This window comes from Pedobacter kyonggii, assembly GCF_004310665.1.
Classification (GTDB): Bacteria; Bacteroidota; Bacteroidia; order Sphingobacteriales; family Sphingobacteriaceae; genus Pedobacter; species Pedobacter kyonggii.
This window is the reverse complement of record NZ_SIXF01000023.1, coordinates 14,596-40,984: the sequence shown is the minus strand read 5'-3', so window position 1 is coordinate 40,984 and position 26,389 is coordinate 14,596. Positions and strand designations below refer to the sequence as shown.

The following is a 26,389-nucleotide window of genomic DNA, read 5'->3' as shown; positions in this document are numbered from 1 at the left end:
CTAGATATTAGCTTTTGAATGCTAACCAATATAAACACACAAAATGAAAAAGTATTTAACTATAGGCGTTATTTGTATCGCTGCCCTGTTCAGCTTGAGCGCTAGTTTAATAACAGATATAAAATCGCCGCGATTGGAGGTCTTGCTCCTGGGGCACGACAGCCAGCACCATAATTCTGAAAAATTTGCAGAAATCATTGCCCAGGAATTCTTTAAAAACGGAATTAATATTTCATATACAACTGATGTAAATGATCTGAATGCAGAAAACCTGTCTAAATACGACGGGTTAATGATCTATTCCAATCATGATCAAATCACAGGGCCACAGGAAAAGGCTCTTCTGGATTATGTGAAAAGTGGTAAAGGATTTATTCCCGTTCATTGTGCATCCTTTTGTTTTCAAAACTCGGCTGCTTATATCGATATGGTAGGCGGACAATTCAAGACCCATAAAACAGGCGATTTTTCTGCAACAATTGTAGATGCCCAACATCCTACTATGGAAGGCATAACGTCGTTTAGCACCTGGGACGAAACTTATGTGCACGATAAGGTTGCCAAAGATATTCATGTACTTACAGAGAGAGTGGAAGGCGATCATCATGAACCTTATACCTGGGTTAAGAACTATGGTAAAGGCAAAGTGTTTTATACTGCTTATGGCCATGACGAACGTACCTGGAAAAATCCATCTTTCCTTAAATTGTTAGGGAATGGAGTGTTATGGGCCGTTAATGATGAAGCAAAAAAGCAATGGGAAAAATTGCCTAAACCAGCTCCGGAATATAGTGATGCCAAACTTCCAAATTATGAAAAAAGACCTGGTGGCTTTAAACTACAGGCAGCACTGAATCCTGCAGAATCGCAATTAATTACCCAGGTTCCGGTTGACTTTAAGTTGGAGATGTTTGCTTCGGAGCCTGATATATTGAAACCAATTGCAATGGCCTGGGACGAGCGTGGCAGGTTATGGATCGTAGAGACAGTTGACTATCCCAATACCGTTAGAGATGTTAAGGGCGAAGGGCATGACAGGATTAAAATTTGTGAGGATACAGATGGAGACGGCAAGGCTGATAAATTTACCGTTTTTGCCGATAAGTTAAATATCCCGACCGGTATTGTTTTCGCTAATGGAGGAATCATTGTTGCTCAGGCACCCGATTTCATTTTCCTGAAAGACACAGATGGCGACGACAAGGCTGATGTCAGGGAAACGATCATTAGCGGATGGGGTACATTTGATACCCATGCTGGTCCTTCAAGTCTACATCATGGATTCGATAATAAAATCTGGGGTACAGTAGGCTACTCAGGCTATAACGGAACCGTTGGCGGTAAAGCAATCAAATTTGGTCAGGGCGCCTTCCGTTTTGACAGTAATGGGAAAAACCTGGAGTATCTGGGGGGGACCAGTAACAATACCTGGGGCCTGGGATTCTCCGAAAACAATGATGTATTCCTTTCTACAGCAAATAATACCCATAGTGCTTTTTTAGGTATTCCGAGTTCTTACCTTGATAAAATCGGTGTTCCGGTTAATAAGGCTATAGATAAAATAGACGGGCATTATGCCATGCATGTGGTTACCAAAAACTTACGTCAGGTGGATGTTTTTAACGGATTTACCTCAGCAGCAGGACATAATCTATATACGGCCAGGAATTTCCCTAAAGCTTACTGGAACCGGATTGCTTTCGTTAATGAACCAACCGGACGTGTAGTTCACCAGGCAATGCTGGAACCTTCCGGATCCGGATTTAAAGAAAAAGACGGCTGGAACCTGGTAGCCAGTGCCGATGAGTGGTTTGGGCCTGTGCAGACTGAGGTTGGCCCTGATGGTGCTGTTTGGGTGCTTGATTGGTATAATTTCATTATCCAGCACAACCCAACTCCTCCAGGTTTTGAAAATGGTAAAGGAAATGCTTACGTCAATCCACTCAGAGACCGCGTACACGGACGGGTCTATAGAGTGGTCTATAACAAAGCCAAATCGGCACCCATAAAATCCCTGGACAAAAATGATCCAAAATCACTATTAAAGGGCTTACAAAGTGATAACCTATTCTGGCGCATGACTGCGCAGCGGCTGATTGTCGAAAAAGGGGATAAAGCAATGGTGCCTGATTTATACAAAATGATCCGCAATCAAGAGGTGGATGAGCTCGGGATCAATGCGCCGGCTATACATGCCTTATGGACATTGCATGGCTTGGGGATGTACACCACAACTGAAGCTTTTCAGGTAGCAGTGCATGCATTGCATCACCCTTCTGCTGGGGTTCGAAAAGCAGCGTTACAGGTATTGCCTAACACTGCTGCCGCTCTGGCGGCTATCCAGGGAACTGGCTTGATAAAAGATAAAAATCTAAATACCCGTTTGGCTGCATTTTTGAAAGTCGCTGACCTGCCGGTATCGCCATCTATTGCGAATGAGCTGGTTGCCGCTCAAAAGGATTCTGTAAACACTGGCGACAGATGGATTAAAGAGGCACTAAAAATTGCTGTTTCAAAACAGGTGAAAAATACGGTTAAATCAACAAAAGTATCAGCTACAAAACCTGCAGTTAAAACGAAGGCAGATCAGGTGATTACCATAAAACCTATTGTAAATGCAATGAAGTTTGATAAAAAAACTTTTACTGTAAAAGCCGGGACGACAGTTGAGCTGGTGTTCGATAATATTGATTTTATGCAGCACAATTTGCTCATCCTTAAAAAAGGGAGCATGAACAAAGTGGGGGCAGCCGCAGATAAACTGGCCCAGAATCCTAAAGGTGCAGAAATGCAATATGTACCTAAAATACCTGAAGTATTGTTTTATACGCCCCTGGTAAATCCGGAAGCGAAGTTCAGATTGAGATTTAAAGTGCCGGATGTAGTTGGCGACTACCCGTATATCTGCTCCTTTCCAGGACACTGGAGAATTATGAATGGAGTAATGAAAGTAACTAAATAACCAAATATAAACTAAACATCTTCATCATGTCAAAATTTAGTACAGAAAATACCGGGGCTCAACCTGTTCCAGATATGAAACTCTTTTATGTCTGCTTTATATCGCTGGTTACCACCGCATTCGGATTTATTCTGAGGGCATTGATTTTGCCTCAATGGGGTATTGACTTCAATTTGACCCAGACTCAGTTGGGTGAGATTGCGGGAGTGGGCTTATGGCCCTTCGCCATAAGCATTGTGCTTTTTAGTCTGGTAATCGATAAAATAGGTTATAAAACAGCCATGATATTCGCTGTAGTGTGTCATATATCCTCAGCATTTCTCACCATATTTGCAAATGGATACTGGATGTTATATCTGGGCTCTTTTATTGTAGCTATTGGCAATGGTACTGTTGAAGCGGTAGCGAATCCGGTAGTGGCCACCATGTTTCCCAAACAAAAGATCAAATGGCTCAGCATCCTTCATGCAGGTTGGGCAGGTGGCTTAGTTTTAGGAGGTGTAATGGCACTAACATTAGGTGTTGAAACCAGGTGGGAATATAAAATCGCTTTAATATTGATTCCTACATTGATTTATGGGGTCATGACGCTGGGCCGTAAGTTCCCGTTAAACGAAAGGGTTCAGGCAGGTGTGTCTTACAAAGAGATGCTTCAGGAAGTAGGGGCAGGTGGGGCATTGATTATTGTCGCCCTCATTATCTTTCAACTGGGTGCTGTATTCGGATGGTCTATCCCAACCAATGTAATCATTACCCTATTGATTACGGGAGGGTTTTGGTATTACACCAGAAGTTTCGGCCGTCCTTTGTTTATTATTCTACTATTGGTGATGATTCCACTTGCTACTACAGAACTGGGTACTGATAGTTGGATTACAGATTTGATGACTCCCGAAATGACCAAAATCGGACTTCAAGCCGGTTGGGTACTCGTCTATACCTCAGCAATCATGTTTGTATTGAGGTTTTTTGCGGGCCCACTCGTGCATAAAATTTCCTCATTGGGCTTGTTGTCACTATGTTCCGGAGTTGCTGTAATTGGCTTATATATGCTTTCTGCATCTACCGGAATGATGATACTCGTAGCTGCAACCATTTACGGATTAGCTAAATCTTTCTTTTGGCCTACCATGTTGGGGCTCGTTTCAGAACAATTTCCTAAAGGGGGCGCGCTGACACTAAATATAACCGGCGGACTGGGAATGATTGCTGCAGGGGTAATCGGCGCAGGGATTCTTGGTTTTATCCAGGATAAATCTGTAGATAGAAAAATCGCACAATATGATGTCGTAAACAATACGGTTATCCATAAAACCTATGTAACAGAAAAGAAAACCAGTTTATTTGGCAACTACGAAGGGCTGGACCAAACTAAGCTTTCAGGAGCTAGTCCTAAAGATCAGCACACCGTAACTGCCATACGTGATGGCGCAAAGAAAGAAGCCCTTCGCTACATTGTCATCTTTCCGCTAATCATGTTAGGTAGCTATCTTTTGCTGATGCTGTATTTTAGGTCAAAAGGAGGATACAAAGTTGTGCTGTTAGAAAATCGAACGACACAGGAGAATTAAATATGTCAGTAAATATAAAATATGGAGCAAGTACCTGGTTGTGGACTTCTCCATTTCAGACCTCATCTGTCGAAGAATTATTTTCTAAAATTTCGGCGCTTGGATTTGATGCGGTAGAGATTGCTGTCGAAGATCCTTCTCTGGTTGACGTAGAAACAGTATGTTTAGCGCTTCAAAAATATAAGTTAAAGGCGGTTGTTTGTGGTGCTTTTAGTGCTAGCCGTGATCTGACCAGTGAAGATCCTGATGTTCAGCAAAACTGTTTTAAGTATATTGAAACCTGCCTGGATTTATGTGTGTCCTGGGGTGTTTCCATTTTTGCAGGACCAATGTATTCTGCCGTAGGCAAAGCCAGGATGGTGCCGCCAGAACAACGTGAAAAGGAATGGCAATTAGCAGTTGTCAACCTGCGGATTGCTGCTGAAATGGCTGAGTCTAGGGGAGTACGTCTGGCTATAGAACCTCTTAACCGATTTGAGTCTGATTTGGTAAACACTGCCGAAGATGTAGTACGCCTGGTAAAGGATATTAACCATCCTTCAGCTGGAATATTGCTCGACGGATTTCACATGGCCATAGAAGAAAGGAATATAGAAACTGCGATTAAGTTGGCCGGTGATCGGCTGCTACACCTGCAGGTCTCAGAGAATTACAGGGGATCACCTGGTACAGGACAAACACCATGGGATTCCTATAAGGCGGGACTAGAAGCTATAAACTACCAGGGGATAGTCTCGATAGAGAGTTTTACACCAGCAAATCAGGATTTGGCGGCAGCCGTATGTATCTGGCGTCCATTTGCTGATAGTCAGGATGATTTTGCCAGAGAAGGACTTGAATTTTTAAAATCACATTTCAATAAATAATGGAGCAAAGAAAAATAAACATTGCCATAGTAGGCCTCGGTTTCGGTGCAGAGTTCATACCGATTTATCAGAAACATCCAAATGCTAACATGTATGCCATTTGTCAAAGAGATGCTGAGAAACTTAACAATATCGGGGATGCCTTTGGGATTGCTAAAAGGTATACCGACTTTGACGAATTACTGAAAGATCCGGATGTAGATGCGGTGCACATCAACACACCGATCCAAAATCATGCTGAGCAGTCGTTAAAAGCACTTAGGGCAGGTAAACACGTAGCTTGTACAGTTCCAATGGCTACCAGTGTGGAGGAGTGCCGGCAAATTGTTGCAGCAGTTAAAGAAACTGGATTAACTTATATGATGATGGAAACGGTAATCTACAGTCGCGAATTTTTATTTGTAAAGGAGCTTTATGAAAGAGGCGAGCTAGGCAAACTACAATTTTTACGGGCTTCACACCAGCAGGAAATGGCGGGGTGGCCGGGGTATTGGGAAGGTTTGCCTCCAATGCACTACGCTACACACTGCGTTGCCCCTGTTCTGGCGTTGGCCAAAGCAGACGCCGAATATGTATCTTGTTTTGGATCAGGAACAATCGATGCACATCTAATCCCTAAATATGGATCCCCATTTGCTGTAGAAAGCTGCCATATTAAATTTAAAGATTCAGATCTGGCCGCTGAAGTAACCAGGTCATTGTTCAATACAGCAAGACAATATAGGGAGAGTTTTGATGTTTATGCATCAAAAAAGAGCTTCGAATGGACGCTGATAGAGCACGAGCATTCCGTGATTCATACCGGTGAGACTCCTCAAAAAGTAGCTATTCCAGATTATGCGCATTTGCTTCCAGAAGAGATACAGCACTTTACTACTGGTGGTGTGTACGATGGAGAGAACAATCAGCACCTGTCATTTATTCAGGGAGCTGGTCATGGTGGCTCTCACCCTCATCTGGTACATGAGTTCATCTCTGCACTGATCCAGGAACGGGTACCTTTCCCTGATGCAAGGCAATCGGCAAATATTACCTGTGTAGGTATCCTTGCCCACGAAAGTGCGATGGAAGGCGGTCAAAAAATAAAACTCCCAGACTTCACAATCTCTTAAGTAGGAACTTATTTAAAATGGGGTTCAGACAGCCGTTTGTAAAAATGTGAACTGTCAACCCCTTATTAATTTACTGCAATAAAACTATAAACCAGCCAAAGAGTGGAGCATTAATCCCCGGAGAATAGGCATCATGAGATTTTCAGCAGATGGGCATCTCATAGCTACGGTATCAAATCATTTTAAAGAAAAGGGATTTGCTATCGCTGATTCTACCAGCGTGCGGCCTGATTTTCGCTACTGATTTACCGGTAATATCCATGCGGGAAAGTATTCACATAATTTTAAAGTTCTCCCGAATATCCCGCCTATCTGTACCAAACAAACAGAATTAAGCTGGGCAATTCATCTTTTACTGAAGAAAAGTATGTTTGTAGTAATATTTACAGACTGAGATAAAACACTATTTCATAATTATGGGTTGTAATCATATGAGCAAGGAGAATAAAGAAATACTGTTGACCGCCAATTCATTTATCAAAGCAGGCAATCATGAAGGCTTTTTGTCGCTGTGTACAGATGATTTAGTTTGGGAATTCATTGGTGATCAAATACTATCAGGTAAAGATGCCGTGCGTAAATATATGGATGAAGTTTATCTTGAACCTCCGGTTTTCGAGGTGCAGAATTTAATTTCTGAAAATAATTCTGTCATTGCAATTGGAAAAATCACTTTGAAGAACGAAAACGGAGAATCGGTTGCTTATAGCTACTGTGATATTTGGGAACTTCGGGAAGGAAGGCTTAAATCGCTGAAAGCTTTCGTCATCAAAGCTTAAATCCGGAACGTATAGCGCTTTGACGGTTCAGTTTAAACTTTAGAAATCGGTCATTTAAGCCGTCGCCATTCGGTGAAAAGCAGTTGGGTTATCAGCAGTAATGTTAAGAGGGGTTTTTAGAAACGGTGTACAGGGCTGGGTTCGTAACCTATATAAACCAGTATATTCTTTTCTTCGTAAAGCCCAAAAGGCAGCTCCAAATCTAAATTGAACTCGCATGGACGAATGGTGATCAGACCAGGAAAAATCGTGAATTAAAAGCGGCTGTGGCTATATAGTTGGCGTGATGTACGCTTTGTTTACAGGGCAAGACACCTGAACCCTCAACATTTTTCAGCAAAAATATTCAGCATGCTGAATGAAATTATATTTTTTATACTTTTACTTTCCTATGAGCAACCGGCATAAACACACCGATGAGGAACTGGTCATCCTGTTTAAGGAAAACGACGTTGTTGCTTTCAGGGAAATTTATGTCCGGTATTGGTATGAATTGTATCTGATTTCCAATAAGCGGCTGAGATCTAAAGAAGCTTCCGAGGAAATTATCCAGAATTTTTTTACGCTGTTCTGGATCAATCGCAAAAAAATAAATATCAGGGGTGCGCTGAAGGCTTATCTCCATACTTCCATCCGTTATTCGGTGATTGATTACCTGGCCAGGGAGGCAACCCGCAACAATTACCTGGAATTGCTGTCTTTTAGTTATAAGGAGGCAGCCAATACTACTGAGGAAACGGTGTTCTTGCATGAGGTAGAAGATGGCATCAACCAGGTGATGTCGAAATTGCCTGCCAAATGTCGAAAGGTGTTTGAATTGAGCAGGCAGCATCATAAATCCAATAAGGAAATTGCTGAGTTATTAGGCCTCTCTGAAAAAACAGTAGAAAACCACATTACCAATGCGCTGAAACTTTTCAGGCTGCATTTTAAGGAAGTTCTGATCGCTTCATCCTTCGCCTGGCTGTTATTTTAGCTGTCTAAAAAAAATATATTTTTTTTTGGGGGCTAAAGCCTGTCCGACCGACTATATCATTAACCAACCAAATATAATGTAACCAATATGGGCAAATCGATAGCCGTATCCTTACTTAAAAAATACCTTTCAGGCAGCTGTACTGCTAGTGAGGCCGCAGAGGTTGACCATTGGTTTGATCTTATGGATGGTGTGCCAGATCATATTTCAGGTCTTACAGATGAGGAACGCTTGCTCATGGAGGACGAAATCTTTGAACGTATCCTCCAGAACATCGAAGCAAAGGAGCATCAAAAGCTAAGCCTGCGCCCTAAAAAGTCAATTTATTCCTGGAAAGTCCTGGCGGTTGCCGCATCGCTGTTTTTATGCTTAAGCATGGTTTTGCTCTGGATGCAATACTCCTCCTCGTTTTCTCCAAAAAAAGGTTTTAAATCAAGTCAATCTGCAAGTATTCGTCCGGGAGGCAATAAGGCCGTACTCACACTTGATGATGGATCTTTATTGGTGCTGACTGATGCAAACTTGGGTAAGGTAGCTGATCAGTACGATATGAGTGTGGTAAAAACCGCTGAGGGGGAGCTGAGTTATAAAAAAAGGAAGGGGGAAAATCCCTCCGAAATGGTATACAACACCATCACAACACCTGTAGGCGGAAAATACAGCGTGATATTGCCGGATGGGAGTAAAGTCTGGCTGAATTCTAAATCAAGTTTGAGGTTCCCAACTTCTTTTACAGGTGAAGAAAGAAGCGTACAAATGACTGGTGAGGTGTATTTTGAGGTTGTGAAGAATCCTAAACAGCCTTTTAAGGTACGATCCGGTGGAACCGAAATCAGTGTTCTCGGAACACATTTTAATGTGATGGCTTACAACGATGAAGCTGATCAAAAAACAACGCTGCTGGAAGGCAGTATCCACTTATCGACAGGAAACTTTTCAAAGCTGTTAAAACCCGGACAACAAGCCAGTATAAATCAGTCAACAGGTATAGCGGTAAGCAACAACATTGATTTGGAAGCCGTGATGGCCTGGAGAAACGACCTTTTCGTTTTTAAGGATATGGAGATCAAAGACATTGCCCGGCAACTCTCCCGATGGTATGATGTACAGGTTGTGTTTAAAGGTACTCCCTCAAAAATTCCTTACACAGGCACGATAGCTAAAGATGTCGCGCTTTCGGAAATTCTAAGCATGCTCCAGTTTACTGGCCTAAAATACGAACTGAACGATCATGTACTTACCATTATAGAATAATGGAAAAACTGCTTAATCATAATTTAAAAATATAAATAACCAAATATGAGAAACTACTACAATACTGCATAATCAACCAGCGTAACCGTTTTTTTAAAAAAAGACCGGATCGTGTTTGCAGCACATCCGGTCATTGTAAAGGTTACTTACAAGCCAATTCAGACGACATTATAATTTAACCCAAACTCTATAAAGATATGAATTTATTTTATAGGATCAGGCAGCTATTTCGCCGTGATTCTTACCAAATTTTATTAACAATGAGACTAACCGTGCTTCTTTTTATTCTGACTTTAATGCAGGTTAGCGCAAATAGCTTTAGTCAGAATATAACGCTTAAACATACCAATAGCGAAATTTTTTCTGTCCTTAAGCAAATAGAAAAACAGAGTGGCTACCATCTGCTTTTCAGACGTGCCGATATTGATGAGAAATCCAAAATCAATGTAAATGTAACCAACATGCCTATTGAGCAGGCCATGGTGTTGGTTTTGAAAAATACAAACCTGGATTTTATGATCATTAAAAAAACAATTATTCTTAAAAAAACAACCTATTTGCCATCAGCGCAAATACAAATTCAGGACATCGAGGTTTCCGGCACAGTTAGCGACGAGAAGGGGGTAACACTTCCCGGAGTTGCGGTCAAAGTGAAGGATTCAAAGGTGGTCGCGGTAACCGATATCGACGGGAGGTATAAAATCTCCGTTCCATCAGCTACAGCGATTCTTGTATTTTCTTTTGTGGGCATGGAAACCCAGGAAATTGTTCCTGGCAAAAGAACCGTATTGAATGTGGTCTTAAAGAGCCAAACTAAATTACTCAGCGATGTCGTAGTGATCGGATACGGAACTCAGAAACGTTCCGACATTAACGGATCAATTTCTTCTGTAAAGGCCTCAGATATCGAAAATGTACCACAGGTGAGCATCGACCAGATGTTACAGGGCAAGGCTTCGGGACTGACCATTACCCAGAATTCAGGGGCACCTGGCAGCAATACATCCGTTCGTGTGCGCGGAATAACTTCTTTAAGCGGAAGTAACGAACCTTTATATGTAATTGATGGTGTACCCATTTCAGGTGATGCGAGTAACCAAAGTACAAGTGGAAGATCACCCTTGCAGGCCTCTTCTTCAAACGCCAATTCTCAGACCACCGTTAGTCCTTTGTCGCTGATCAACCCAAATGACATTGAATCGATTGATGTCTTGAAGGATGCGTCTGCAACCGCAATCTATGGAAACAGAGCTTCTAACGGGGTGATCATAATCACTACGAAAAGAGGAAAAACGGGTAATTCGGCTATCAATTACGATGGTTATTATGGTTTTCAACGCGTAGCGAAGTATATGGATGTAATGGACCTTAAACAATATGCTAAACTGCAGAACTCATTGGGCGACATCTATGGAATCGGAAGAAGAGTTGAATTTGCAGATCCTTCTGTATTGGGAGAAGGTACCAACTGGCAAAAAGAAATCTTCAGAACTGCAGCTCAGCAAAGTCACCAGGTCTCTGTCTCTGGCGGTAAAGAGGGTTTGAACTATTACATTTCAGGCGGCTATCTCGCACAGGATGGTACTGTTATCGGGTCTGATTTTCGTCGTTACAGCTTGCGTACCAATGTGGATGCCCAGGTTAAGGAATGGTTTAAGCTAGGTATTACGCTGACTGCCAGTCGTTCTGCGGAAAACGTCATCACCAGTGACAACAACGGGATTATTTACAACGCACTGTTGCAGGGACCCGACCTCGCGGTAACCAATCTTGATGGTTCGTATACCGGGCCTCCTTTATCGGATCCCCTGGCTGCTGCTGCGGCACTAAATCCAGTAGCTCAGGCACAGCAAATCAAAAACAAACTGAACAGGAGCAACATCAATGCGAATATCTACAATGAAATCAAGGTACTTAAACCACTATCCATAAGATCGGAACTGGGTGGGGACTTTAATTTCTCTGACAATAACGTGTTTACGCCAAGTTATTCATGGGGCCGCTTTACCAACCCAACAGCCTCGCTACAGGAACGCCATCAGCAAAGTACATTTCTGATCTGGAAAGAATACCTGAATTATAATCAGACATTCGGAAAACATAACCTGAATGCAATTTTAGGTTATGAAGTTCAGCAATCCACCTGGAGAGGTATAGAAGGAACAAGGCAAGGTTTTTATAGCAACGATGTACAATCACTGAACTTAGGGCAGGCCATCACAGCTACCAATGATGAGTACATTGGAACACAGAGACAAGAATCCATATATGCCCGTGCCATTTATACCTATGGTTCAAAATATAGTCTGACCTCTACCATCCGTAGAGACAAGACTTCTAAATTTGCAGATGGATCACAGTCTGGTTATTTCCCTTCTTTTGCCGCGTCATGGAAATTGTCTGAAGAATCGTTTATGAAGGGAATAAATAAGGTGGTGAGTGGTGTTAAAATCCGTCTTGGATATGGAGAGGTTGGTAATCAGGATGTTCCCAATTATTTATACAGTTCTTTATTGAGGTCATCTCAGACAGGTTTGGGTACAGGCTTTCTTGCCGGACGAATTGACAATAAAGCATTAAAGTGGCAAACCTCGATCCAATATAATGCTGGTTTGGACATGAGTTTTCTGAATGGTAAGATCAATACCAGTATAGACGTCTACAAAAAAACATCAAAAGACTTTTTGTTCCAGCTGACACTTCCGGCATACCTGGTGGGTGGGCCTGATTACCTGGGTGGCATTAACCCGCCTTACGTAAACCTCGGGAAGATTGAAAACGTAGGTTTTGACTTGACCATCAATACCCACAATATCGATAATGACCATTTTAAATGGAATACCAATGTGGTTTTATCACATTACAAAAATGCTGTGAAAGAATTGGGCAATGGGCTTACCGAGCTTTTCGGTACAGTAACCAATGCTTACCTGCAGTCACCTGTTACGCGTACGGTTGTAGGCAGATCTGTGGGTGAATTTTATGGTTATAAAGTAAAAGGAATTTTTAAAACAGAGGATCAACTGCGTGCTGCACCGGTTCAGTTCGGCAGAACGGTTGCCAATAACAGCAACAGTACATGGCTGGGTGACGTGCAATATGAAGATGTAAACGGTGATGGTGTAGTTAATGAGAAAGACCGCACAGCGATCGGGAACCCTAATCCTAAATTTACCTACGGTATTACCAATACGTTCAGCTACAAAGCCTTTGATTTCACCTTGTTTTTAAATGGATCTTATGGTTCGAAAATTATGAACTTGTTGAACAACACCATGGGCAACCTGGCGGCTGTTTATCAGAATCAATATGCTGCATACAGCAATTTCTGGACACCTCAGAATCCGGACTCCAACATTCCTGCGCCAAAAATTGGTATCGACAACCCAAACCTGGTGGTATCCGACCGATATGTGGAAAGTGGATCCTTTTTAAGGATTCAAAATTTAAGTCTTGGTTACAAAGTGCCTGCCGCCTGGATCAGGAAATATAAATTCAGTAACCTGAAAGTATATTCCAGTGTGCAGAACCTGTACACCTTTACGAAGTACAAGGGGTATGATCCGGAAATCGGTGCAATCAACCAAAGTGCAATCCTGAATAACATTGACCTGGGCAGATACCCAATTGCCCGGACCATCACATTTGGAATCAACGCACAATTTTAGTGACCATAAATTATTGTAAGAAAATGAAATCATATCTCATATATATATATGTCTTCATCGCCACAGTTAGCAGTAGCTGTAAAAAAGACTTTTTTAACATTCCGCCGCAGGATGCGCTCAGTGCGGATAATTTTTACCAGAATACCGAACAGGTACAGGCCAGCACGGTTGCTTTATACAATTCTCCGTGGTTTGATTGGAATGCGAAAGCTTCCTGGTGTATCTCCGAATTGTTGAGCGGCAATGCACACACCTATTCTCCGGATGTGATCAATTTTGGTAATTTCTCGGTAACTGGCGATAATACCCAATTGTTGTCGGCCTGGAATGCCTTGTTCAGCGTAGTCGCCCAATCCAATGCACTCATCAACAACCTCAAATCCAAAGTCCCGGCCAGTGTACCTGCTGCCGTAGTGAATAATGCACTTGGGGAGGCCAGGTTTATGCGCGCTATGGCTTATTTTTACTTGGTAAGGACCTGGGGAAATGTGCCGATTATAGAGAATAGCCTTGACCATGTCAGCAATTATCAGGTCAATACCAATCCAGTAACAGACGTGTATACCTTCATCATCAATGATCTGAAGTTTGCTGAAGAGAATTGCAACAAAATGATCAGAACCGGATCTGTTTCTCAGGGTAAGGTGTCCAGTGGATCTGCAGCCGCACTTTTGGCTAAAGTTTATCTTTATATGCGCGATTACCCCAACGCCCGCCTGAAAGCAGAACAGGTAATCAATAGCGGAGAGTTTAAATTGTACGGAATCGACGTTTCAGGAAAGACTTATGCAGACTTATTTAAAACAGCCAATAACAACAATGAAGAAAGCATCGCTGCTATTCAATGGCTGGGAGGATCTTCCTACGGACACGGGAATGCCTTACAATCTTTCCTCGCCTATAATTCTGAAATTACGGGTACAGGAGATGGATATGGTAGTGTGACGCCATCAATCGATTTGCTGACAGCTTTTGAGCCAGGTGATTTAAGAAGAAAACCTACGGTGATGATGCAGGGCGATATTTATCCTGAAATCAACCAGGCCAAAGGCGGTTATACCTTGCCAGCGGGAGCAGTTGCACAGGGGATGCCTGCATTTATCAAAAAGTATGTGGTAGGCACTCCCGCAGACAATGGGGGTAAAGGCGCTTCATTTTCAACAGGGAACAATACATATCTGATGCGTTATGCAGATGTGCTTCTAATTGAAGCGGAGGCCGTTCTTGCTGGTGCTCAAAGTACAACAGATGCTGCTGCACTGGTACCGTTTAATAAAATCAGAAGCCGGGCCGGGCTGATTCCTAAAACCTCCATTTCCATTGCGGATATTTATCAGGAACGACGGATGGAATTTGTGTTTGAAGCTGATTATTGGTTTGATCTGGGCAGGTTAGATGGATTTAATGTAACTTCTCACCCAAAGGCAATCGCTATTATTGCCAATCAGGAAAGGGGCATTTACAGCAATACTACGCCCGTAGTGATCTGGGGGCAAAAATATACGCCCACTGATGCCAATTTCCGTTTGCCATACCCTACAACAGAATCTACCCTTAATCCTAAATTATTACTGCCACCGGTACCTTACAATTTTAAATAGTTATTATGAAAATCATATATAAAAACCCTATAGTCATTTGTTTGACAGGATTATTTTTCATGTTGATGTTTATAGCCTCCTGTAAAAAAGAAGTGGAGGGACAAGGCATGCCAATTATCACCAGGGTGCGCACCCTCGTTAAGCCGGGAGTGGCTCAACCAACGGCCTTAGATTCTACGGTCACCTCAGGTGATGTCGGCGTAACTTATGTAATCGAAGGTGAAAACCTGAAGAGTACAAACAAAGTGGAGTTTAATGGCACAGCAGCCTACTTAAATACTGCGCTGTTTAGCGACCACAGTATCGTGGTGATGATCCCTGCTACGGCTTCCTGGATCAATCAAACCGGTAAATTGACACTTACAAATGCATCTGGCACGGTGAGCTTCGATTTTAGTATCAAACAACCACCTCCGGTAATTACAGACCTGAGCCAGTTTGCCGGAAATGCAGGAGATGAGCTAACCATTACCGGCTTGCGTTTCGATCAGGTATCCAGCGTTAAATTTGGTACGATAGAAGCCCAGGTGGTTTCCTCAACAAGTACAGCATTGAAGGTAACAGTACCTAACGGTGCCCTGGGTGCTGTGAGTGTAACCACTCCTGGTGGCACTGGCACTGGTCCATATGTATCTTACGATGGAACAGCAGTGCCGATACTACTGCCATTTGGATTCAGGCACTTGTTTTACGACGATCAGATCACAGCTGGTTATGATTTCAATTTTGGCGGTGCCAGTGGAGATATTAATAATACAGAGGTGGTTAAAAGGGGGAGGTATTCTGTAAAACTCACATATACAGGTAATTATGCTGGGTATGCTGTAGGTAGCAATGATCCTGTAGACCTGAATGATAAAACTTATGTTAAATTCTCGATATATGGAACAACCGGAACTGAAGGCAAGGTAGTAAAGATCGGATTGAATGATTTCGACAACCGCCAGGTGAGCATTGTATTGCATGCCGGTAAATGGACCACCTATGTCGTGCCTTTGGAGCGTTTTCAAAATGCCAGCCAACCGGGTAAACCGACTAGTCTCAGCTGGATTGGTTTTCAGGAATTGAGTGGTAATGCGCCGGAAACAATTTTTCTGGATGATATCGGTGTATATTAATTCTTTATTTTAAGAATAATTTGATGAAGAAGAGGCTGGCTCATAAATAAAAAAATGTCATCAAGTCCAAAGGACTCCTGCGGAGAGCCTGTCGAAAGACTTGTAAAAAAGCCATTTAGGCGTTTCGATGCTTCGGCAAACTCAGCACGGGCTGAGCTCAACGTGACAAGACTCAAAGATTGATTTATAAGACAACCCCTTCTTTAACCATTAAAATAAATTTATAGTCATGAATATTATAAAATACGTAGCTGTTGGGATCTTGATACTAACAGCGAATTATAGTGCCATGGCACAAAAAAACCTGGTGACAAATGGAGGCTTCGAAGATGAACTTAGGGGATGGGTAGACTATTCTGCGAAGGCTACACCTTATATTTTCAGCACCGGAAAAATGAGCAGCGCTTTATTCTCCGGCGATCCTTCTAAATGGACAGGCATGCACCAAATAGTAACTCTACCCAAAAATACAAAATACATTTTGATGTCGGCCAAGATCAAAGTAGATGGTGTAAGTACCGGAAAGGAAGACTGGAATGGTGCACTTTTCCTTTTTGAAATGCTGGGTAAGAACGAAGCCAAAATCGGAGAAGGGATTAATATTGCTTCAGCTACCGGAGATCATGACTGGAAGCTTTATGAATATGCTTATATTGTTCCACCAGGTACTCTGAACATCAAACTCTTATTTGCGTTGGGTTATGTGTCGGGCACCATGTTTGTCGATGATGTTAGTCTCAAAGTAATCAGTCAGGCCGAGTATGAGAAATATTTATAACCCTATGAAATCCTTATTTTACGTCGCGCTTATCATTATGGGATCACTGAAAGCCCAGGCTCAAAAGGTCGGGCATCCGGTAATACTTTTAGATCAGTCAGGCTTTTATCCAGGTTTGAATAAAAGTGCCGTGGTCACCAAAGATGCTACGGGCGATGGTTTTAAACTGATTGCCATGCCAGCTGGAAAGTCGGTGTTTACCGGATCGCTATCTGGATTGAGCAGCACCGGATATTCTGGAATTAAGACTAGAATAGCAGATTTCAGCCATTTCAACCAACCTGGAACTTATTTGATCAGGATTCCGGGCCTTGATGACTCTCCAGTTTTTAAGATCGCAGACAGTGTGCATCAGGACCTTGCTGTAGCTGGCTTGAAAGCTTTTTATTACCAGCGAGCTTCCTCGGCCTTAGATAAAGATTATGCCGGGAAGTGGTACCGTATGTCGGGACATCCGGATACCGCAGTATTGATTCACCCATCTGCCGCCACCAAAAAAAGGGCTGCAGGAAGCAGGATTAATGTGACAGGAGGCTGGTATGATGCGGGCGACTACAATAAGTACATGGTCAATAGCGGCATATCTACCGCTACTTTACTATCGGCTTACGAGGACTTTCCTAACTATTTCCTTGGTCTGAAAGTGAAGCTTTCAAAAGCGAAGAATAGCGTGCCGGATATATTGACCGAAGCCATCTACAATTTACGATGGATGTTGAAAATGCAGGATCCATATGACGGCGGTGTTTACAATAAGTGTACAAATCTCGGTTTCGATGCGATGATTATGCCTGCAGAGGCTTTGGCACCCAGATATGTTGTGGCGAAAGGTACGGCAGCAACGTTAAACCTAGTTGCGGTTGCCGCTCAGGCATCACGGATTTTAAAGGATTTTCCTCAATAATATCCTGGCCTGGCAGACAGTTGCCGTTCTGCCGCAATTCTGGCCTGGAATTGGGCCCTTAAAAATCCAAATCTGGCTTACGATCAGGAACTGATGAACAAGACATCTGATCTGAAAGTCACTACAGGTGCTTACGGAGACAAAGATTTTGAAGACGAGTGGAGCTGGGCAGCTGCTGAGCTCCTGGCCACTACCGGCGAGCCACAATATTATGATGCCTTCTTTGCGCGGCTTAATGCAAAGGTAAATTTGCCCGGCTGGAGTTACGTAGGCATTTTAGGGTATTATTCCCTGATCAGGTGTCATGACCAACTCCCAGAAAGTTACAGCAGCATCACTAGTATTTTGAAGAAAAAAGTGCTTTCAATTGCAGACCGTTATCTGTTGTCGGGCAAGGCAGGTGCCTATGGCTCAGTAATGGGCAGCTCACTGTCGGATTTTGTATGGGGAAGTAATTCGGTTGCCATGAATCAATCAGTTTTGCTCATTAATGCTTATTTATTCACACAAAATAAGGATTACCTGAACGCCGCCCTGGGTAATCTGGATTATATACTGGGAAGAAATGCAACTGGTTATTCTTTTGTTACCGGTATTGGTGCCAAATCACCGATGAACCCACACCACCGCATTTCTTTTGCTGATGGTGTTGCTGATCCGGTTCCTGGTATGTTGGTTGGTGGGCCCAATTCGGAAAAGCAGGACGGACTAAAATATGAATTTGCGGAGCCGGAACTATCTTACCTCGACAATGTTGCTTCTTATGCAAGTAATGAGATAGCGATCAATTGGAACGCTCCCTTGGTATATGTTGCAAATGCACTAGAGTGTTTACAAACAAAAGAAAGGGACGGTTCAAATAATAGGTAGTAAAAAACAGCCATATAATTAGCTTGTTTGTCATCACAGCGGATATATCAATCCTTATGGGTTGTCTTGCCTGGTTTGTGAAAGGTTAATATTGCCAATTAAGGTAAATGAAAGGCCCAAAAGGTAAAGCTGATTTTATATTCATTCTATCTGTTTTTTTTGAAATGTTTTTTCAATTTTAGATTATATACAATTGCATTTTAAATTTATTTAAGATGATTATTTCAATACTGCCGGAAGTATATATTTTTCTAAAATCTGATCTGCCTGTTGGTGTGCAAAGGAAGTTCCATATGCAGATGCATTTATTACAACAACCAGATCAATCTCCTTAAAAATGTAGATTTTGTTTCCACCGTTTCCCGAGCTGTACCATGCTTCCAGGATTTTGCCGTTAATCTTAAATGTTTTATTCCAGAAGAGGAATCCATAAAAACCTGGCCGGTCTGAAGGGAGTATCTGCAAATGGCGAAATGACTTGTCTACCCAAGATTTTGGCACAAGTTGCTGGTCTTTCCAGATACCTTTTTTAAGATAAAGTTGCCCGAATTTCGCAAAGTCTAAGGCTCTTAGGCGTAAACCCCCACCTGTAAATGGTTTACCCTGTGGTGTGCGGGCCCATTCAAGCGAATCAATGCCCAAAGGATCAAATAATTTTTTTTTCGCGTAAAGCTCTAAGCCACCTGGAATAGTTTTATCCATAATATCACCGAGCAGCATCGTTCCTGCGGTAAAGTAAGACCATTGTTTGCCATTCTGCTTGTCTGCTTCCATGGGTAAATCCAATGCGAACTTTACGTAATTAGAAGTAGGATACATATTTTCTTCATTACCAGGGGATTCCATCACTTCATCATTTCCGTCAAAAGCCGAACTCATTGTCAACAGGTCAACCAACCGTACATTTTCTTTTTTCGCTGAGGGATGTTCAAAATGCGCTAAATTGTAAAATGCCCCCAATTTTTGCTCCTCAGATTTCAGGTAGCCATCGTGAATCGCCATACCAAGCAGGGTTCCGGTAAAAGACTTGCTAACGGAGCGTGGATCATGAAGGTTTGCCCTGGAAGAAGCATTGAAATACTCTTCCAGCAACAACTTTCCTTTTTTGACTACAACCACCGAATTGATTTTTTTAAATGACTGTTGGATAATTTTAGTGTTAAGCGCTGTGATTAACTTCTCATCGTACGTTCCTACATACAGCGGCCAGCCACTGCCTGCCTTAATCGCCTGGGGTTTCAGCAGCGCTTCATCAATTTCGGGAAGAATTCTTGTCATGTTAATACTAGATTCCAACAAAACTGGGGAATAAATTCTTTTGCCCGCATCGATATAGACCCTTACTTGGACGGTTAGTTTTTTTGGCAACGGCCCAAATAAATCTATTCCAGAATTTATCATAAACCGATCCCACATATTTATGCTCCATAGTCCAGATCTGCTCGCACTGATTAGCACTACCGCCAGTGGTTTACTGACTATTTTATCCTGAAGCAGAATAGCTCCAGGATGCAGATTCTCTTGATACACCATCTTACCATCTATCAGAAAGCAAAACTGAAAATTTCCAGTTTTTAAAGAGGAATCGGCTGAAACCTTTGGTGCCAATATGGCGAGTTCCTCAACTAGTGATTTTCCTACATTGAGCCTTAAGTATAAATCTTTATCACTTCCAATATTATAGCTTGAAATTCCTTCAGCCGTAGAATCAGTTAGATGAATTGGTCTGTGATCTAAAAAATCAAGGCTTTTCATTTGGGCACTTGCAGTAAAACAGGAGATTATAGAGGTGAAAAATACCGTTAAAAATAAAATGCGTTTCATAAGAAAATATTATCTGACAAGGTTAACGCTTTACGATGCTGAAAAATAGGACAGAATTAACATGGACCATGATTACAATTCTTGCTTTAAATAACGCTGATATTGATGCGGGGTAAACCGGAATTCTTCTTTGAAACAGCGAATGAGATGGGCTTGGTCGTAAAAGCCACATTCAAAAGCAATCTGAATGGCAGATTTTTTTTTAGTACCAAATTCCGCCGCTGCCTTGCAAAGTCTCATTCTGCGTATGTATGCCCCAAGGTTACAGCCAAAATATTTCGGAAAGTATCTGGATAAGTGCACAGGATGTATACCAATTATATTCGACAAGGATGCTAGGGAATGGCTTTTGTTCACATTGTCGTGCAACAATTGCCTGATCTTATTGACCCATTCTGGCGGATGTTTGTGTATTAAAGGATTTGAATGATTACAAAGTCCATCTATCGCATTAAGCGCCAGCGAATGCAAGGATAGCAAACTGGTTTCATCAGGGTTTTTTGATAATAACAGCATTTGATGGAAAAGCGATTTTACCAAAGGGTTCACGACTTCAAAGCTGCCTCTGTCCATTTTTTTGCCTGCAAATTCTGATAACAATCCTGATGACAACTCCAGTTGCATCCCCCTCGTGTAACCCTTAGGCTTCACATTGTAATGCGGGTCATGGGAATTATGGAATAGCAAAGTGCCTGGCACACATTTATGATGATCCGTTTTACTTATTTCAGAGACATTCCCCGCCAGTAAAAAAGTAAAATAAGCATTATCGTGATAATGCCAGTCAACAAATTCGTGCGTGTACTCCGTGTTGGTGATAATAATTTCATTCAGGATTATTGTTTGATCAGTATTACCAAAAAAATTTCCCGCAGTAATTTTTTTCATCAGTCATTTTAACCTTGAGACACAAAAAGCAAATTGTAGTTACAGTATGAGGCAAAAAACTAGATTCTTAAATATCAATACTCATCCTTAGAACTTTTACGGCGATGCTCATCAGGGAATTTGAACTGCCATGTTTTTGATCGAACACTCACCTTTATTTGTTTATTGGCTGGATAACCAGCCAATAAATACCAAAAAACAAAAGCCTGCAAATAATTGATTTGCAGGCTTTTAGTGTTTTTTGGTGAATTCTGATACTGATTCCAGTGGAGCCGAAGGGAGTCGAACCCTTGTCCAGTTGTGAGATAAATTATACCTTCTACATGCTTATTTTTCAATTGATTTTCGGGAAATAAACGGGCTGAAAACCGACCTTATTTAAATCCTTAGATACTTTATCTCACTTTAAGTCGTATCTCCTTAAAGCCAGCTTTGTTGTTTCGATGCCCCAGATTCTAACCCAACAATGCAGCAGTTAGAGGGACAAAAGCTAATTAGTTCTAAACTAAGCAGCTAAGGCGTAAGTATTTTCGCCAACTAAAATGTGAACGTTCACTTTAAGTGCTCTCCGTACAACGCACTGCATGCTAACATAACCTTCGCCACCCTGTCAAATCCAAGAACGGCCCCAAGTTTCAGTTTGCAGTTTTGAGTAATCAGTTTGCAAACTGAACAACAAATATACAAATAAAATGCCAAATAATAGCTGTAAACTGTTATTTGGCATCTAAAATTGAAAACTGGAAATTGCCAACTGCAAACTATACCGTTCTTCCCGGATATTGTTGCAGTGCTACTTCCAAACAGTCCATAGCTGCGTTTAAATCATCAGTATTTAACACGTATGCCATACGTACTTCGTTTTTACCAGAACCTGGCGTAGAATAAAAGCCCGTTGCAGGTGCCATCATTACCGTTTGGTTATTATGGGCAAAATCTTCTAAAATCCACTGACAGAATTTATCAGCATCATCAATCGGGAATTTTGCTACCACGTAAAATGCACCGCCCGGATTAGGACAGAAAACACCTTCTATATTATTCAACCGGCTAACCAAAGTATCGCGGCGTAAGGTATATTCGGTATTTACTTTTTCGAAATAGCTATCTGGTGTATCAACAGCGGCCGCTCCGGCAATCTGCTCTACCATGCCTGGGCTTAATCTTGCTTGCGCAAATTTTAATCCTGATGCAATAACTTCTTTATTTTTGGTGATTAAACAGCCTAAACGTGCACCACAAGCGCTGTAGCGTTTAGAAACCGTATCCATAATGACCACATTTTCATCCAAACCATCTAAATGCATTGGAGAAATAAATTCTCTCCCATCATAACAGAATTCGCGATAAGCTTCATCAGAGAATAAAAATAGATCGTATTTAACACAAAGTGTTTTTAATGCCTCTAATTCTGCTTTTGAATACAAATAACCAGTAGGGTTATTTGGGTTACAAATAATGATTGCCTTCGTTTTTTCTGTAATCAGTTTTTCGAATTCGGCAATCGGAGGCAAAGCAAAACCATTTTCGATATAAGAAAGGATCGGTTTTACCACCACGTTGCTCATGCAGGCAAAGCCGTTATAATTGGCATAAAAAGGTTCTGGAATGATAATTTCATCGCCCTCGTTTACACAGGTTTGCATGGCAATGGTAATGGCCTCTGAACCACCAACTGTTACCAATATATTTTCGGGTGTAATATTGTAACCCAGTTTATTGTAGTATTTGGTAAGTTTTAAACGGTATGCAAGCGTACCTTCTGATGGAGTATAGGCCCAAACATTAAAATCAATGTTTTTGATGGCGTTTAACATTCCTTCAGGTGTTTCGATATCTGGTTGACCAATATTTAAATGGAAAACTTTTTTACCATCTTTTTTAGCTTGATCTGCAAATGGAGTTAACTTTCTGATTGGCGATGCAGGCATCTGCACACCTTTTTGTGAAATTTTTGGCATGGCACAAAAATAAAAAAGTCCCGATGAAAATCGGGACTTTTTAAATATTATCGTTTAAAAAAATTATTTTGAAGTTGCGGCAACTGTTTCACCTTTAATGTAAAGCACTTTAATTGGTGTTTTAGCATTTGAAGTAATGGTTACGGCTTTCGAAAAAGTTGATGGACCAGCAGCAGCGTTAAAGGTTACCGAAATTACACCAGTTTCACCTTTTTTCAATGGGGTAGATGTGTATTTAGGTACTGTGCATCCACAACTTGCTTCAGCTTTAGTGATAATTAAAGGCTCTTCGCCAATGTTGGTGTATTTAAAATCGTAAGTTACTGGTTTGTTCAAAACAATTTTACCGAAATCGTGAGTTTCCGATTCAAATTTAAACTCTGCAGGTTTAGTTTGTGCATTTACAGCAATACCTAAACCTAAAACAAAAGCGAATAATACTAAGATCTTTTTCATGTTATGTGGTTGTAATTTATTTTTTAAAATTCTAAAACAAATTTAATGTTTTCATATTAAAACAAAAACTATTCCAAATATATTTTACAAATCCATATATAATTTTACAATGGAGGATAAAGGCAAACTTTTAATTTTGTATATATTTGCCGCAACCAATCTTTGATTACTATGCCGAATGAAAAATTGATGACCAACACTATTGATGCTTCCGAACTCAGTTTTAATGATTTTAAATCTATTGTTATAAACGACTATAAAATAGCCTTTGAAAGTAGGCAGGCCAGTGTTTTGGGCCGTAGAGAAGTATTAACAGGAAAGGCTAAATTTGGTATTTTTGGCGATGGGAAAGAAGTACCACAGGTGGCGATGGCGAAAGCTTTTAAAAACGGCGATTGGCGCTCGGGCTATTACCGTGATCAAACTTTTGCCTTTGCAACAGGGATTTCTACCATTAAAGAATTTTTTGCACAACTTTACGCCAATCCAACCGACGGAGCTGATCCGTTTTCGGGCGGGAGGCAAATGAACTGCCATTTTGCAACCAAATCAATTAATGAAGATGGAAGCTGGAATGATTTAACGCAGATTAAAAACTGCTCATCCGATATTTCACCAACAGGAGGTCAGATGGCCCGTTTGGTAGGTTTAGCTTATGCCTCTAAATTATTTAGGCAAAATAAGGAACTGGATTACTTAAAACATTTTTCGGTTAACGGAAATGAGGTTGCTTTTGGTACCATTGGTAATGCATCAACTTCAGAAGGGGTATTTTTCGAAGCCATTAATGCCGCGGGTGTTTTACAGATACCCATGGCCATCTCGATTTGGGATGATGCATATGGCATTTCAGTTCCGGCAAAATATCAAACTACAAAAGAAGATATTTCTGAAGTTTTGAAAGGTTTTCAACGTGAGCCTGATCAACCAGGATATGAGATTTATAAAGTAAAAGGCTGGGATTATCCAGCTTTATGCGAGGTGTATGAAAAAGCAATAAACGTTTGTAGAGACGAACATGTACCTGTTTTAATTCACGTTACCGAACTTACTCAACCTCAGGGGCACTCTACCTCTGGTTCGCACGAAAGGTATAAATCAAAAGATCGTTTAGCTTGGGAAACTGAACACGATTGTATCCTGAAAATGCGTGCCTGGATGCTCGATTCTGCAGTAGCAACTGAAGAGGAAATCGCAGAGATTGAAAAAGAGGCGAAAATTTTTGTTCGTAATGCACAAAAGGAAGCTTGGAACGAGTTTTTGGATAGCATTAAACCCGAACAAAAACAAGTGATTGATTTAATTGGCGGTGTAGCTAAACATCAACCAGAACTGGCTAGAATTGCTGCAAATCTGGCTTCGACAGCTGATGCACAACGAAGGGAAGTTTTTACTGCTATACGAAAAGCCATCCGTTTATCGGCTAGTTTTAATTCTCCCGAACGCGATGAATTATTAACCTGGTATAAACAACAGGCTAAGTTTAATCACGACCGTTATAATTCTAAACTACATACTGACGGTAAAGAAAGTCCGGATATGATTGCAGTGGTTAACGCAGCATATGATGAACAATCGAAAATGGTTGACGGTAGGGAAGTGCTTAATGCCTGCTTTAACGAAAATTTTGCCCGCGATCCGCGTTTGGTTGCTTTCGGAGAAGATTTAGGAAATATTGGAGATGTAAATCAAGGCTTTGCAGGTTTACAGGCCAAATATGGTGAGTTGAGGATTACCGATACTGGAATTAGAGAAATGACCATTATGGGGCAGGGCATTGGTTTGGCCATGAGGGGTTTAAAACCGATTGCCGAAATACAATATCTTGATTATTTAATTTTTGCACTAAATGTACTCAGCGACGATTTAGCATCGCTTTCATACCGAACCAAAGGGATTCAAAAAGCACCAGTTATTGTGCGCACCCGTGGCCATCGACTGGAAGGAATCTGGCATTCGGGCTCACCAATCAGCATGATTTTGGGGGCTTTAAGGGGGATGCATTTATGTGTACCAAGAAATATGACTCAAGCTGCCGGCATGTACAACACCCTTTTTAGGGCCGATGAGCCTGCCGTAGTAATTGAGTGTTTAAATGGTTACCGACTTAAAGAAAAACTACCCATCAATGTTGGTGATTTTACGGTTCCATTAGGCAAAGCAGAGGTTTTAGAAGAAGGAACGGACATAACTGTAGTATCTTACGGATCTTCGTTAAGAATTGTTCAGGAGGCCGCAGAAGAATTGAGCTTATTGGGCATTTCGGTAGAAATTATAGATCCACAAACATTGTTACCTTTCGATACCACTCAGGTTTGTGTAAATTCTCTTGCCAAAACAAATAAATTACTGGTGGTAGATGAAGATGTTCCCGGAGGTGCATCTGCATATATCCTGCAAAAGGTACTCGAAGAACAAAAAGGGTATTTCCATTTAGATGGCCAGCCGAAAACGTTATCGGCGAAAGCGCACCGTCCGCCATTTGGATCTGATGGTGATTATTTCAGTAAACCGTCGGTTGATGATGTAATTGAAACCATTTACCAGATGATGCACGATGCGAATCCAACTAAATATCCCGCATTTTTTTAATAAAGCAATCGCTGGGGTATAAGATTTAACCGTCTGAATAATTTAAAGGGTTTACAAATCAGTTTCTTATTTTGTTTATACTTAAATGATTTAGCTATTGATAAAAAGGTGAATAACTGGTTAACTATTGATCGGTTTTTTAATTACTTTTATAAACCAAACCTATTTTGTTATTTCTTATGTTTTATCTCATCCCAGACATGAAACGC

At 41.4% G+C, this 26,389-nt stretch carries 16 protein-coding genes, 1 other RNA gene and 1 pseudogene; 13 read left to right on the top strand and 5 right to left on the bottom strand.

The window, feature by feature from the left end:
- The first annotated feature begins 43 nt into the window (after positions 1 to 43).
- From EYS08_RS18880 to EYS08_RS26365, 12 genes and pseudogenes are all read left to right on the top strand, one after another.
- Positions 44 to 2,962, top strand: a complete 2,919-nt coding sequence (locus tag EYS08_RS18880) for a PVC-type heme-binding CxxCH protein (RefSeq protein ID WP_131031578.1) — start codon at positions 44 to 46, stop codon at positions 2,960 to 2,962.
- A 26-nt stretch (positions 2,963 to 2,988) separates the two neighbouring features.
- A complete protein-coding gene (locus EYS08_RS18875) occupies positions 2,989 to 4,533 on the top strand; it encodes an MFS transporter (protein WP_131031577.1) in 1,545 nt (514 codons plus the stop codon).
- A gap of 2 nt (positions 4,534 to 4,535) precedes the next feature.
- On the top strand, positions 4,536 to 5,399 hold the full coding sequence (locus tag EYS08_RS18870; RefSeq protein WP_131031576.1) for a sugar phosphate isomerase/epimerase family protein: 864 nt from the start codon (positions 4,536 to 4,538) through the stop codon (positions 5,397 to 5,399).
- Positions 5,399 to 6,511, top strand: a complete 1,113-nt coding sequence (locus tag EYS08_RS18865) for a Gfo/Idh/MocA family protein (RefSeq protein ID WP_131031575.1) — start codon at positions 5,399 to 5,401, stop codon at positions 6,509 to 6,511. The genes EYS08_RS18870 and EYS08_RS18865 overlap by 1 nt, the downstream gene beginning before the upstream one ends.
- Before the next feature lie 431 nt (positions 6,512 to 6,942).
- Entirely contained in the window at positions 6,943 to 7,290 is a 348-nt protein-coding gene (locus EYS08_RS18860; RefSeq protein WP_131031574.1) for a nuclear transport factor 2 family protein, read from the top strand.
- 358 nt (positions 7,291 to 7,648) lie between these two features.
- Positions 7,649 to 8,266 carry an RNA polymerase sigma-70 factor gene (locus EYS08_RS18855; protein ID WP_131031573.1) on the top strand — a complete coding sequence of 206 codons (618 nt, stop codon included), beginning with the start codon at positions 7,649 to 7,651 and terminating at the stop codon, positions 8,264 to 8,266.
- 87 nt (positions 8,267 to 8,353) lie between these two features.
- Positions 8,354 to 9,520, top strand: coding sequence for a FecR family protein (locus tag EYS08_RS18850; protein ID WP_131031572.1), 1,167 nt, complete (start codon positions 8,354 to 8,356; stop codon positions 9,518 to 9,520).
- 260 nt (positions 9,521 to 9,780) lie between these two features.
- The gene (locus EYS08_RS18845; RefSeq protein ID WP_208745902.1) at positions 9,781 to 13,188 is read left to right on the top strand and encodes a TonB-dependent receptor; all 3,408 of its coding nucleotides are present in this window, start codon (positions 9,781 to 9,783) and stop codon (positions 13,186 to 13,188) included.
- Between the two features lie 23 nt (positions 13,189 to 13,211).
- Positions 13,212 to 14,789, top strand: a complete 1,578-nt coding sequence (locus tag EYS08_RS18840) for a RagB/SusD family nutrient uptake outer membrane protein (protein ID WP_131031570.1) — start codon at positions 13,212 to 13,214, stop codon at positions 14,787 to 14,789.
- Positions 14,790 to 14,794: 5 nt separating this feature from the next.
- Entirely contained in the window at positions 14,795 to 15,907 is a 1,113-nt protein-coding gene (locus EYS08_RS18835; RefSeq protein ID WP_131031569.1) for an IPT/TIG domain-containing protein, read from the top strand.
- 229 nt (positions 15,908 to 16,136) lie between these two features.
- On the top strand, positions 16,137 to 16,685 hold the full coding sequence (locus EYS08_RS18830) for a carbohydrate binding domain-containing protein (protein ID WP_131031568.1): 549 nt from the start codon (positions 16,137 to 16,139) through the stop codon (positions 16,683 to 16,685).
- A pseudogene (locus EYS08_RS26365) lies at positions 16,669 to 18,459 on the top strand (glycoside hydrolase family 9 protein). The gene EYS08_RS18830 and the pseudogene EYS08_RS26365 overlap by 17 nt, the downstream one beginning before the upstream one ends.
- Before the next feature lie 219 nt (positions 18,460 to 18,678).
- Here the strand turns inward: EYS08_RS26365 and EYS08_RS18820 are convergent.
- The 5 genes from EYS08_RS18820 to EYS08_RS18800 all read right to left on the bottom strand — a co-directional run bounded on the left by EYS08_RS18820 (position 18,679) and on the right by EYS08_RS18800 (position 23,588).
- Entirely contained in the window at positions 18,679 to 20,283 is a 1,605-nt protein-coding gene (locus tag EYS08_RS18820; protein WP_131031567.1) for a serine hydrolase domain-containing protein, read from the bottom strand.
- A 72-nt stretch (positions 20,284 to 20,355) separates the two neighbouring features.
- Positions 20,356 to 21,171, bottom strand: a complete 816-nt coding sequence (locus EYS08_RS18815; protein WP_131031566.1) for a helix-turn-helix domain-containing protein — start codon at positions 21,169 to 21,171, stop codon at positions 20,356 to 20,358.
- Between the two features lie 264 nt (positions 21,172 to 21,435).
- Positions 21,436 to 21,801: a transfer-messenger RNA gene (gene ssrA / locus EYS08_RS18810) on the bottom strand.
- Positions 21,802 to 21,932: 131 nt separating this feature from the next.
- Positions 21,933 to 23,132 (bottom strand): pyridoxal phosphate-dependent aminotransferase, encoded by a 1,200-nt coding sequence (locus EYS08_RS18805; RefSeq protein WP_131031565.1) that lies wholly within the window; start codon positions 23,130 to 23,132, stop codon positions 21,933 to 21,935.
- A gap of 63 nt (positions 23,133 to 23,195) precedes the next feature.
- Complete coding sequence (locus EYS08_RS18800) at positions 23,196 to 23,588, bottom strand: DUF1573 domain-containing protein (RefSeq protein ID WP_131031564.1); 393 nt, start codon at positions 23,586 to 23,588, stop codon at positions 23,196 to 23,198.
- 171 nt (positions 23,589 to 23,759) lie between these two features.
- Here EYS08_RS18800 and EYS08_RS18795 point away from each other — a divergent pair, with 171 nt between their 5' ends.
- A complete protein-coding gene (locus EYS08_RS18795; RefSeq protein ID WP_131031563.1) occupies positions 23,760 to 26,180 on the top strand; it encodes an alpha-ketoacid dehydrogenase subunit alpha/beta in 2,421 nt (806 codons plus the stop codon).
- The last annotated feature ends 209 nt before the right edge of the window (positions 26,181 to 26,389 follow it).

What these genes read in the sequence shown, in the direction of transcription:
- EYS08_RS18830 (WP_131031568.1), top strand. Translation starts at nt 16,137, where the DNA reads ATGAATATTATAAAATACGTAGCTGTTGGGATCTTGATACTAACAGCG.
- EYS08_RS18795 (WP_131031563.1), top strand. Translation starts at nt 23,760, where the DNA reads ATGCCGAATGAAAAATTGATGACCAACACTATTGATGCTTCCGAACTC.
- EYS08_RS18815 (WP_131031566.1), bottom strand. Translation starts at nt 21,171, where the DNA reads ATGAAAAAAATTACTGCGGGAAATTTTTTTGGTAATACTGATCAAACA.
- EYS08_RS18845 (WP_208745902.1), top strand. Translation starts at nt 9,781, where the DNA reads ATGAGACTAACCGTGCTTCTTTTTATTCTGACTTTAATGCAGGTTAGC.
- EYS08_RS18870 (WP_131031576.1), top strand. Translation starts at nt 4,536, where the DNA reads ATGTCAGTAAATATAAAATATGGAGCAAGTACCTGGTTGTGGACTTCT.
- EYS08_RS18850 (WP_131031572.1), top strand. Translation starts at nt 8,354, where the DNA reads ATGGGCAAATCGATAGCCGTATCCTTACTTAAAAAATACCTTTCAGGC.
- EYS08_RS18805 (WP_131031565.1), bottom strand. Translation starts at nt 23,132, where the DNA reads ATGCCAAAAATTTCACAAAAAGGTGTGCAGATGCCTGCATCGCCAATC.
- EYS08_RS18800 (WP_131031564.1), bottom strand. Translation starts at nt 23,588, where the DNA reads ATGAAAAAGATCTTAGTATTATTCGCTTTTGTTTTAGGTTTAGGTATT.
- EYS08_RS18835 (WP_131031569.1), top strand. Translation starts at nt 14,795, where the DNA reads ATGAAAATCATATATAAAAACCCTATAGTCATTTGTTTGACAGGATTA.
- EYS08_RS18820 (WP_131031567.1), bottom strand. Translation starts at nt 20,283, where the DNA reads ATGAAACGCATTTTATTTTTAACGGTATTTTTCACCTCTATAATCTCC.
- EYS08_RS18875 (WP_131031577.1), top strand. Translation starts at nt 2,989, where the DNA reads ATGTCAAAATTTAGTACAGAAAATACCGGGGCTCAACCTGTTCCAGAT.
- EYS08_RS18865 (WP_131031575.1), top strand. Translation starts at nt 5,399, where the DNA reads ATGGAGCAAAGAAAAATAAACATTGCCATAGTAGGCCTCGGTTTCGGT.
- EYS08_RS18880 (WP_131031578.1), top strand. Translation starts at nt 44, where the DNA reads ATGAAAAAGTATTTAACTATAGGCGTTATTTGTATCGCTGCCCTGTTC.
- EYS08_RS18860 (WP_131031574.1), top strand. Translation starts at nt 6,943, where the DNA reads ATGAGCAAGGAGAATAAAGAAATACTGTTGACCGCCAATTCATTTATC.
- EYS08_RS18840 (WP_131031570.1), top strand. Translation starts at nt 13,212, where the DNA reads ATGAAATCATATCTCATATATATATATGTCTTCATCGCCACAGTTAGC.
- EYS08_RS18855 (WP_131031573.1), top strand. Translation starts at nt 7,649, where the DNA reads ATGAAATTATATTTTTTATACTTTTACTTTCCTATGAGCAACCGGCAT.